This is a genomic window from Armatimonas sp., assembly GCF_043760365.1.
Lineage (GTDB): Bacteria > Armatimonadota > Armatimonadia > Armatimonadales > Armatimonadaceae > Armatimonas.
In genome coordinates, this window is record NZ_JAYUPA010000710.1 from 1 (window position 1) to 10,657 (window position 10,657).

The window sequence follows — 10,657 nt, forward strand, 5'->3', positions numbered from 1 at the left end:
CTCAACGACGGCTCACTTGCCACGCAGTACCCACACAGCTCGCTGGAGGCTATCGGGCTTCTGAAGATGGACTTTCTGGGCCTCGTCAACCTCTCGATCCTGAGCCGCGCCGTGAAGCTCATCCAGCAGACACGCGGCGAGACGGTGGATGTCTGGGATATTCCCCTCCACTACGACGAGCCCCGGGCGCAGAAGGCCTACGACATGCTCGGGCGTGGCGAGACGACCGGCGTCTTTCAGTTGGAGTCGTCGGGGATGCGCAAGTACATTGTGGAGCTGAAGCCCAACTCCGTCAAGGAACTCTCGGCGATGGTGGCGCTCTACCGTCCGGGGCCACTTGCGCACATTCCGCGCTTTATCCAGTCCAAGTTCGACCCAGATAAGATAGAATACGAGCATGTGCTGTTAGAGCCGATCTTAAAAGAGACATATGGTGTGATTGTTTATCAAGATCAAGTCCTTAAGATTGTACAAGCAGTTGGAGGACTAACTTTAGGACAGGCAGATTTATTAAGAAGAGCTATGGGTAAAAAACAGCGATCTTATATGGATAAACAAAAAGGTATCTTTATGGAGGGTGCCAAAGAGCGAGGTGTTAGTACAAAATCTGCGGAAAAAATATTCGCTGACATCGAACCCTTCGCTGGTTATGCCTTTAATGGGGCGCATGCTGCGTGTTATGCCATGGTTGCGTATCAAACGGCCTACATGAAGGCGAATTATACGGCAGAGTACTTAGCAGCGTTAATGGCGGCCTACGTCGATAAAACAGAGAAAGTCGTCAATACGCTGGAGGAGTGCGAGCGACTTGGCATTGAGATTCTCCCGCCCGATGTCAATGAGTCCGACGCTGACTTCACGGTGCGCGAACCCACCGATAAGAAAAAATACCAGGGCGCGATTCGCTTTGGCTTGCTGGCGATCAAGAATATCGGCAAGTCCCCCATTGAGACGATCTTACAGGCACGCGCGAAAGGCGGCAAGTTTATCAGCCTCCCGGACTTCTGCACCCGAGTTTTCGCAGAGGGTCTCACGTCTAAGTCCGTGATTGAGATGTTGATCAAAGCCGGGACATTTAAGAGCATTCACCCGAACCGAAGGGCGCTGATGGAGACGCTCGAAGACGCCGTCGCCGCCGCCGCACGGGGGGCAAAAGATGCCAAGGCGGGACTGATCTCGCTCTGGGGCGACGATGCGGGCGACGATGCCGCTTCGGTGGAGTCCGTACAGCCACTGCCTAATGTGCCGGATCACCCGCGCGGGGTCTGGCTAGGCTGGGAAAAAGAGCTGCTGGGCCTCTATCTCACCGAGCACCCAGTCAAGCCGTTTGAGCCCGAGCTGCGCCGTAAGTGGCGGGCCTGGCGCGCCGATCAGATCAGCGAGAGCACGCCCAACCAGCAAGTGACTGTGGGTGGAATGATCACTGAGGTGCGCACCAAGTACACCAAGACCGGCAGCGCAATGCTCTTTGTGACGCTGGAGGACACCACGGGTTCGGTGAGCGTGACGCTCTTTCCCAAGTGCGCCGCCGAGTGGGGAAAGTACTGTATTGTCAACTCCGTGGTCGCGATCATTGGCCGGGCGCAGCACCGGGAGCGCATCTTAAAGAGTGACGTGGCAGAAGAGGGCGCGGAACCCGCCGCCGCTGATAAGAACGTCCAGATCGAGCTGATCGCCGACAAGATCGAGCGGATTGTCGAGAACGCCATGGCCGCCGATGCCCGCCCCCGCACGGTTCATGTGCGCATTGACCCCAACAACCGCACGCTCCTGCACATGGTCAAAGAAATGTTCACCAGCAAAGACGGCGGCTCGCCCTTAGTGGTGCACGCCGAGACCCCCAGCGGCGAGTATTTAATAAAAACCCCCATTCTCGTGGACCCCGACGAGGGCCTGATCGAGCAAGTCCGAAGAATGCTCGGTGGTGGCCACCAAAAAGCCTGGGTGGAGTGACGGCTCCCTTCGGATAAATCCGAGGGCTTCTACGGTTTTGCACCGATGGTGTACCGCCCTACACCCATTGTTACGAGGCTGACCGTCTGTATTTTACGCCCGTCGGATTAACGATTCGTTACTGGCAACCACCAACACAGATTGTATCAAAGACCCAAAAAGAGTATATCAAACATTCGTTTGAATGTCAAGTCCTGCTGTCGCGGGACGCGCCTTACATCCCCATGGCTAAACGCCCTTCCCTTCGGGTGGGCACCCGGCGCATCCCTGGTAAAATACGACTATGCCTGTCCCAGATTATCAGACGTTTATGTTACCGCTCCTGAAATGCGTCGCTACTGCTCCGAAGTCATTCAAGGCTGTCTGCGAGGAGTTGGCAGAAAAGTTTAGACTCACCGATGCAGAAAAAGCAAAAGTGGGACTCACGGGTCAACCAACCTATGTAAATAGAGTTGGCTGGGCAAAGTCTTACTTGAAGCAGGCTGGCCTAGTTGAATCCCCCAGCAGAGGTTTGGTCAAGATCACACACCAGGGTTCCAAAGTTCTCAACAATCCTCCAGTCAAGATTGATGGGAAGTTTCTCGCACAGTTCCCTGAGTTCGTCGCTTACAAAAACAAAACGAAAACCCTAACTGTCACCGCTCCTCCGACACCAATCTTATCCTTGGAAACCCCGGAAGAAACCCTTCAGCGTATTTGGCTAGAGGTCAATGAAAAACTTGCCTCGGACATTCTTGATACTGTCAAACAGATACCACCTGCCTTTTTTGAGCGGCTTGTCGTGGACTTGATGCTTGCAATGGGCTACGGTGGCTCCCGCGAGGACGCAGGAAAAACAGTAGGCAAAAGCGGCGACGGCGGAATAGATGGCATTATCAACGAAGATCGTCTAGGGTTAGATGTGATTTATCTTCAGGCAAAACGCTGGAAAGGAAATGTGGGAAGTGAAATTGTTCAAACTTTCCTTGGTAGCCTAGTAAATAATGGTGCAAATAAAGGTGTTTTATTAACGACTTCAGGATTTACTGATCCCGCAGAAAAAGCGGCCAAGATGAATCCTACATATAAGATTATTCTAATTGACGGCCCACGCCTAGCCTCACTGATGATCGAGTACAACCTCGGTGTAGGTGTGCAAGACACATTCGTTATCAAGCGCATTGATCAAGATTACTTTGAGGAACCGGAGTAAGCTATGCCACGCAAGAGTTTTTCGGAGTTTGATCTGGCAAGTGCGCTGGAGTGGGTTGGGATTCTGGAGACAGAAGCCTGGGAAATCCCTGCGGCGACCAAGGAGCCGAGTGCGTTTTTTGAGGAGAAGATGCGCCGCTTGGTGCTTTTTGATACGTCGCGCTCCGAGGGAGCGAAGCTGCTTTTAGTAGACGCGTTTTTTGAGGAAGCGGGCCAGCCCTACACCAATCTGCGTATCTTCAAAGAAACCACGATTCAGGGCGAGCGGAGCGGTGGGCTTTTAGACTATCTGGTTGCGCCGCGCGGGGCGGTTCCGACGACGCCCTTTGTGTGCGTGACGGAGGCCAAGAAAGATGATTTTGATAAAGGGCTGGCGCAGTGCCTGGTGGAGATGCAGACCAGCGCCGAGCTGAACACGAAAGTGAGGAAGAGCATTGATGTCTACGGGATTGTCACCAACGGCCAGGGCTGGCAGTTCTATCTGCGCACCACAGAGCCGCGCTGGTTTGGGACTCAGACCTATGGCATCACCGATCCGCCCCGCCTTCTGGGAATCCTTGACCACATCTTTGCCCAGTGCGCGGCAAACGCCGTATAATGGGCTAGATCTTTTGGATGTGTAAATGATGCTTCCTCTCGTTCCACCGATTGTGATTACGCAGGAACAGGCTCCTGCTAGTGTGCGTGCGCTGGAGACGCTGCTCCGTGAGGTGGGTGAGCGCGTTGGTGTGCGTCTTCTTGCCGATTCAACGCTTGCCGGGGCACGGATAGTACCGCCCCGCCAGCCGCTCAATGATGCGAGCCGGGTGGAGGACTGGCTAAACGAGCTGGTTCGCAACATCCCCGGGGGCGCAAACTGGATCAAGCTCTGGCTCCCACCGCCGCCCCGTGGCAAGCACTGGAGCGGCGATGATGTCGTCAAGTATGCCCTCAGCCTAGCACAGCTCTATGGAAAAGTCGGGGCGGTGCAGGAAGGTAAGTCTGAGATATTGGCCACTCAGCTTCCCGATGGCCCTGCCCAGTCCGTCAAAGACGCGCTCAAGCTCCAGCCGGTCTATCTGCTCACGCGACGTGGCACAAGAACCTTTGCGGGAAAGTGGAGCGCAACCTTTGGGGAGCTGACACTGGATATTCATGGCAACCGGGTCACCGGCACCTACCCCTCCAGTGAGGGGGTCATTGAGGGAACACTCATCGGAGATCGGCTGACGTTTACCTGGACGGAGCATGGCGCTTCCGGGGGACAAGGCTGGTTTGTGCTCAGCGACGACGGCGAGTCTTTCACGGGCAAGTGGGGCAGCGGCAGCGAGGAACCCAACAAAGAATGGACCGGCAAGCGGGTCTACTGAGCCTTGCACACTCTGCAAAAAACCGATAGAATCGTAGGCACTGCGGGAGTAGTTCAGTGGTAGAGCGTTTGCTTCCCAAGCAAAATGTCGCGAGTTCGAGTCTCGTCTCCCGCTCTTAAAAGCCTTCTGGTAAAATCAGGAGGCTTTTGTTTTTTTGTCTAGTCAAAGGAATATACAATGCAAGCAGCGCGTTTTATGGTCACAGCAGATCACCCCGATGGCGTCTACCGCGTAGGTCAAACAGTTCGCTGGAGTGTGAACTGGGCGGGCGAGGGCATGGCTCCTGAAAAAGTGGACTATGTTGTCAAAAAAGGTGGCCTGACGGAGCAGAGCAAAGGGAGCGCCACGCTAACCAATGGCGTCGGTGTCGTCGAGGCGCGCTTTGAAAGACCGGGCGCACTGCTACTTGTGCTTCAAGGCTCGCGCAGCCGAGGTGGAGCGGTGGCCGCACCGGAAAGAGTCATGCTCTCGGCGAAGCGCCCCGCTAACTTTGATGCCTTCTGGGCCACGAAAGTGAAAGAGCTGGAGGGCGTCCCCGCCAACCCGAGGCTGGAGCGTGGGATCTCCGGCAAGGCAGGAGTTCTGTATTCCAAGATCACCATGGATAACATCCGGGGGACGAAGATTCAGGGGCACACGGCCCAGCCAGCGGGAAAGACAAAGCTCCCCGCGCTCTTAATCGTCCAGTGGGCCGGAGTCTATGGTCTGCCCAAGAACTGGGTCACGGATCGCGCCGCCGACGGCTGGCTGGCGCTCAACATCGAGGCCCACGACCTTCCCATTGACCAGCCGCCCGCATTCTACGAAGAGCAGAGTCGAGGGCCACTGAATAACTACCCTGCGATCGGCAACGACAGCCCGGAGACCAGCTATTTCTTGCGGATGTATCTCTCCTGCTACCGTGCCGCGCAGTACTTGACCGAGCACCCGGACTGGGACGGCAAGACATTGGTGGTGATGGGCGGGAGTCAGGGCGGTTTGCAGGCGCTGGTGACGGCGGGCTTTCATCCGAAAATAACCGCCGCCCTCGCCTCGGTTCCCGCGGGCTGCGATATGCTCGGCCCGGATGTGGGCCGCTCACCGGGCTGGCCGCAGTGGGTCAATAACACGGGCAACAAAGATAAAAACAAAGTGCGCGAAGCCAGCCGCTACTTCGATGTTGCCAACTTCACATCGCGGATCAAGTGCCCCGTGCTGATCGGCTGCGGCCTGATTGATGAGACCTGCCCGCCGGAGGGAATTATCGCTGCCACGAATCAGATCCAGAGTCGCAAAGAGCTGATCCTTCTCCCTGTTGCAGGTCACCAGAACGAGAACGGCTCCCAGGCCGCCTACGAAAAACGCTGCTGGAGTGCGTGGCTCCCGGCACTGCGCGAGGGAAAGCCGATTCCCCGTTAACCTTGTTATTATGCGCGTTACTGTCCCCAAAAGCTGGAGTATTTTGCTGCCGCTCCTGGTTCTAGGCGCACTGGCCTGCACCCCACAGAAGCAGCCGCCGTCGGTAGTCGCACCAGAGGCGTTGCTCCTAGAGCCAACCCCCTACGCGGGCACGGCTGCCTGCCAGCCGTGCCATGCGAGTGAGTTCGAAAGCCACCACCAGAGCAATCATGCACAAACTCTACGGGAGGCGACAGTGGCAGATCTAGGCACACTAACGCCCGCACCGGGTGTGGTGCCCGGCGAGGGGCGTTTCACCGTTGAGGACGGCAGGCTGGTGGCGCACTCTGCCACCTCAAAATTACCGCTTCAGCTCGCGCTCGGCTCCGGGAAAACCGGTATCACCTTTCTGGCCGTCTTCAAGCAGACCAGTGCGGAGATCCGGCAGAGCTACTTCCCCCACGAAAAACAGTGGCACCTCACTCCGGGTATCCAGGAGCTTTCCCGAAGCTTAGGGAGCGCCATCCACAAAGAGGAAGCAACGCGTCAGTGCCTGAGCTGCCACGCGGTCACCCTGCCTCTGGTCTCGCTGTTACCCGAGAAGCGCTTCTTTGGTGTCGGCTGTGAGTCGTGCCACGGCCCTGGAGCCGAGCACGTCGCCGCGATGCAAAAAAGCGAGAAACCGCACGATCTTGCTATCTCGTCGCTGCGGGGGGCAACCGGCACGGCGCTCAATACTCTGTGTGGCCGCTGTCATCGCACCGAAGACGATGTCGCTGGGATGCCCGCCGTGTCCAAGAAGCTGACCAACCGCTTTCAGCCCTACGGTCTTGCCCAAAGCCGTTGTTTTAAAGAGAGTGCCAATAAGCTCACCTGTGTGACGTGTCATAACCCGCACAGCAATGCCTCCAAAGATACAAAGCGCTACGAAGCAGTCTGTGTCTCGTGTCATAGCGCCCCGGAGAGAGTGTGCTCGGTCAACCCCAAGGAGAAGTGCATTTCCTGCCACATGCCCGACCGCCCTGTGATGACACACGGGACAATCTCCCTCAAGATGGCCGATCACTTCATCCGCATCAACTGACGGCTTCGCGGTATAATAGGGCCTCATGTCCACCAGTAAAGCTGAAGAGAAGAGCGGTCAGAAGCGCACTGTCGCGCTGAACCGTCGCGCACGCCACGAGTATTTCATTGAGGAGACCTATGTCGCCGGGATGGTGTTGGTCGGCACGGAAGTGAAGTCACTCCGGGCCGGCAAAGCGAATCTCACCGATGGCTACGCGCGTATCGAGAAGAACGAGCTGTGGCTACATAATTTGCATATCGCGCACTTCACCCAGGGCCATGGCGACAATGTCGAACCGACACGGGTCCGTAAATTGCTGCTCACACGCAAAGAAATTGACCACCTGCTCGGGCAGACCCAACAAAAAGGGCTGTCGCTCGTCCCGCTGGCCATTATCTTTGAGCGTGGTTTTGCCAAGCTGGAGCTCGGGCTTGGGCGTGGCAAGAAGCTCTACGACAAGCGGCAGGATATCGCCAAGCGCGACGCCGATCGAGAAGCGCGGCGCGAAGTTTTTGGAAGGAACTAGCTACAACGGATGGCAAGAACAGTGAAGGTGCCCGTGCTCGGGCAGTCGGTTGAGGAAGTTCGTATCGTTCAGTGGTTCAAGAAAGTCGGCGACATGGTCGCGATTGGCGAGGCGCTGGGCGAGCTAGAGACGGACAAGACCAATATGGAGTTTGCTAGCACTGAAGCGGGTGTGATTCTGGGTTTTCTGGCTCCCGTGGATGCCTACGTCAAAGTGGAATCCCCTGTCGTGCTGGTCGGTGAGCCTGGGGAAGCCCCGCCCGCGCCAATCCCCCCCAGCCCCCGCCCAGCGGAGGAGCCATTAGGAGGCCCCCTTGATGCTTCGCCGCGTGCACGTCGCATCGCCGATGAGCTGGGCGTGAATGTCAAAGACCTCGCCGGAAAGGGCACCGGGCCAGCCGGACGGATCATCGAGCGCGATATTGAGGCGGCCCATGCCGCTCTCGCCAAGTCTGCGGAAGCAGCGCAGGCGCTTCTGGAGGTTCCTGCCGTGCGTGTCTCACCCCTTGCCCAAGCGATTGCGACAGGTGAGGGCGTGAATCTGACTTCCGTTGCGGGAAGTGGCACCGGAGGCCGTATCACTGCCGACGATGTGCGTGCGGCAACAGTGCCGGAGGTTGGCGCACGGATAGTCAAGCTCTCGGGTCTGCGCAAACGCGTCGCGGATAACTTAAGCAAGTCCGTGCGGGAGAAGCCTCATGTCACGCTCCATCTCGCAGTGGACATGACCGAGGCCAACAAGCTCCGCAAGCAGCTTCTCCCCGCCATCGAGAAGTCTGACAATGTCCGCATCTCCCCCACCGACTTGATCCTCAAAGCCTGTGGCCATGCACTCAAAGAACACCCCATGGTCAATGCCCACATAGATGGCGATACAATCACCCTCTTTGATGCCGCGCATATCGGAATGGCAGTCTCCCTCGGCGACAACGGGCTGATCGTGCCGGTGATTAAAGAGGTCCAGCGCAAGGGTCTGACCCAGCTCGCCAAAGACAGAGTTGACCTGGCAGCGCGTGCGCGTACCGGGAAGCTGGCGAGTAGCGAAGTCTCCGGCGGGACATTCACCGTCACTAACTTAGGAAACTACGGTGTCCAAGCGTTCAATCCGATTATTCCGCCTCCCCAAGTGGCGATTCTTGGGATATGCGCCATCACGGACACGATCGTCGCGGCGAACGGCCAGCCCGCCGTTCGCCCGATGATGGGCCTCTCCCTGAGCTTCGACCACCGCGCCCTCGACGGTGCCCCCGCCGCCGCGTTTCTGGCTCGTGTCAAAGAGCTTCTAGAGACACCAGGGCTGCTGCTGGCGTAGCGTCCACTGCTAGCCGTCCACGTTCTGTGGGCGGCTACTTCGCCTTCAGCTCCGCGTTGCCACGCTGGTAGTCGCCCAAGAGGTGCTCCGCGAAGTACTCCAGAGTCATCTGGTTGAAGTAGCCGGTCATTTCCCCAAAACCGTGCGCTTGACCAGGCAGGAGCATAAAATCAAAGCGTTTACCGGCTTTAATTAATGCATTGACCAGACGGATGGTGTTGCCAGGATGGACATTGTTGTCCATATCTCCATGCACTAAAAGCAGCTTGCCCTTGAGGTTCGCAGCGAGCTCGGCATTGGTGGGAACTTTGATCTCAAACTTTGTCTCACCCGTCGGCTTGCCATCTTTATCGAGAACAGGGATTTCTTTCAAGCCGTGGTGCTGCTCACTCCAGTTCGAGTTATAAATATTATTGTCGTGGTTTCCGGCACTGCTCACCCCCACTTTGAAGAACTCATTGTACGGGGGCATCAGAAGCGCAGCGCCCGTCATGAAACCACCGCCGGAGTGCCCAAAGATTCCCACTTTCTCAATGTCAACCCATGGGAAGCGCGCAGCAAGCTGCTCGATTCCGGCTTTCTTGTCAGCGAGGCCATAGTCGCGTAGGTTGTAGTACCCAAAGCTATGGTAGGCATTCGAGCGGGCTGGATTCCCCCCCCGATTGCCGATCTGAATGACCACAAAACCAAGCTGAGCCAGACGTGCGTTATTAGCACTCAGCGAGAAGCCAGAGTTCACCGACTCGGTCTGAGGGCCAGGGTAGACATAAGCAATGATCGGATATTTTTTCTTCGGGTCAAAGTCGGTGGGTCGCCAGAGATTGCCGTAGAGATCATTCACGCCGTCGGCTGCCTTCACCATGAAGCGCTCCGGCATCCGCCAGCCCAGCTCCAGCAAACGCTCCAGCTTCGTTTCCTCAAGATCGAGAAGCACCTTGCCCTCACGGTCACGGAGAACGGCTTTCGGCGCTAAGTCGGGGCGTGAGGCGACATCCACCACGAAGTCCTTTGAGGGGGAGACGCTAGAGGTATACTCTGCCTCACCGGGGTTTATCAGTGCCAGACTGCTACGATTGCCATCGAGCCCGATTCGGTAGAGGTGCTGGTAGTAGGGATTCTCACCCGCTTCCCGCCCTTGCCCCACAAACCAGAGCTGCTCCTTCTTCTCATCCACCTCCGTGAGCTGTGCCACACGAAATGAGCCGCTGGTCACTGCATTCTTGAGCTTGCCGTCGTTGGCGTAGAGGTAGTAGTGCCCCCAGCCGGTGCGCTCGGAGAACCAGAGAAAATCACCGCCCGGCTTGATGTACTTGACTTCCTGGATTTCCAGAAACGCATTCTCCACGGCCTCGGAGAGCAGCGGCGTGACGGCCTTAGTGTTTAGATTAATCTCACAGAGCTCGGCGTGACGTTGAAGGCGATCCCGCCGCACGAAGCGAAGCGCCTCAGACGTGGTGTCCTGGAAATGGACATTGCGTACTTGTTGATCTTTGTATTTTTCGATGGCTAGCTTTTCGAGCGTCTTCGTGGCCGGATTGAAGGCAAAGAGCTCCTGCTGCCCGACACCTGGCTCGCCCGGCATGGCGTACTTATAGCTCATCAGAGTGGGGCGGGGATCGGAGAGCACATTGACGAGAAACAGCTCTTTGACATTACGAGAGTCGAAGCGGCTCACGGAGAAGCGCTTGGAGTCCTTAGACCAGGTGACACTTGCTCGAACACGAAGCTCGACGGTGGGTGGCGGTGGTGCGCCGCCCTCACCTTGCTGCCGACGGCGCGTGCCGCCACCGCCTCCGCCACCTCCGAAGCCCCCCTCGCGGCTCCCAAAGCTGTAGTCTTTCTCGCCGTCTTTGGTGAGCTGAATCGGTGGCTGCTCCTTGCCCT

The 10,657-nt window shown here is 57.2% G+C and carries 9 protein-coding genes and 1 tRNA gene; 9 read left to right on the top strand and 1 reads right to left on the bottom strand.

The features are described 5' to 3' along the window. From dnaE to ACH2EH_RS16705, 9 genes are all read left to right on the top strand, one after another. A partial coding sequence (gene dnaE / locus ACH2EH_RS16665) for a DNA polymerase III subunit alpha (protein ID WP_395143314.1) occupies positions 1–1,953 on the top strand: 1,953 nt, incomplete at its 5' end. Between the two features lie 283 nt (positions 1,954–2,236). Next, positions 2,237–3,145, top strand: a complete 909-nt coding sequence (locus ACH2EH_RS16670) for a restriction endonuclease (RefSeq protein ID WP_395143316.1) — start codon at positions 2,237–2,239, stop codon at positions 3,143–3,145. A 3-nt stretch (positions 3,146–3,148) separates the two neighbouring features. Continuing rightward, on the top strand, positions 3,149–3,742 hold the full coding sequence (locus ACH2EH_RS16675; RefSeq protein WP_395143318.1) for a hypothetical protein: 594 nt from the start codon (positions 3,149–3,151) through the stop codon (positions 3,740–3,742). Positions 3,743–3,767: 25 nt separating this feature from the next. Beyond that, entirely contained in the window at positions 3,768–4,493 is a 726-nt protein-coding gene (locus ACH2EH_RS16680; protein WP_395143320.1) for a hypothetical protein, read from the top strand. A gap of 42 nt (positions 4,494–4,535) precedes the next feature. Continuing rightward, positions 4,536–4,607 (top strand) — tRNA-Gly (locus ACH2EH_RS16685). Positions 4,608–4,670: 63 nt separating this feature from the next. Beyond that, on the top strand, positions 4,671–5,891 hold the full coding sequence (locus ACH2EH_RS16690; RefSeq protein WP_395143322.1) for an acetylxylan esterase: 1,221 nt from the start codon (positions 4,671–4,673) through the stop codon (positions 5,889–5,891). Positions 5,892–5,901: 10 nt separating this feature from the next. Beyond that, entirely contained in the window at positions 5,902–6,954 is a 1,053-nt protein-coding gene (locus ACH2EH_RS16695) for a cytochrome c3 family protein (RefSeq protein WP_395143323.1), read from the top strand. 25 nt (positions 6,955–6,979) lie between these two features. Further along, positions 6,980–7,462, top strand: coding sequence for an SsrA-binding protein SmpB (smpB, locus tag ACH2EH_RS16700; RefSeq protein WP_309684986.1), 483 nt, complete (start codon positions 6,980–6,982; stop codon positions 7,460–7,462). Between the two features lie 9 nt (positions 7,463–7,471). Then, complete coding sequence (locus tag ACH2EH_RS16705) at positions 7,472–8,773, top strand: dihydrolipoamide acetyltransferase family protein (protein WP_395143325.1); 1,302 nt, start codon at positions 7,472–7,474, stop codon at positions 8,771–8,773. Positions 8,774–8,807: 34 nt separating this feature from the next. Here ACH2EH_RS16705 and ACH2EH_RS16710 read toward each other — a convergent pair. Beyond that, positions 8,808–10,657, bottom strand: a 1,850-nt coding sequence (locus ACH2EH_RS16710) for a DPP IV N-terminal domain-containing protein (RefSeq protein ID WP_395143327.1), incomplete at its 5' end; no start/stop codon positions are given.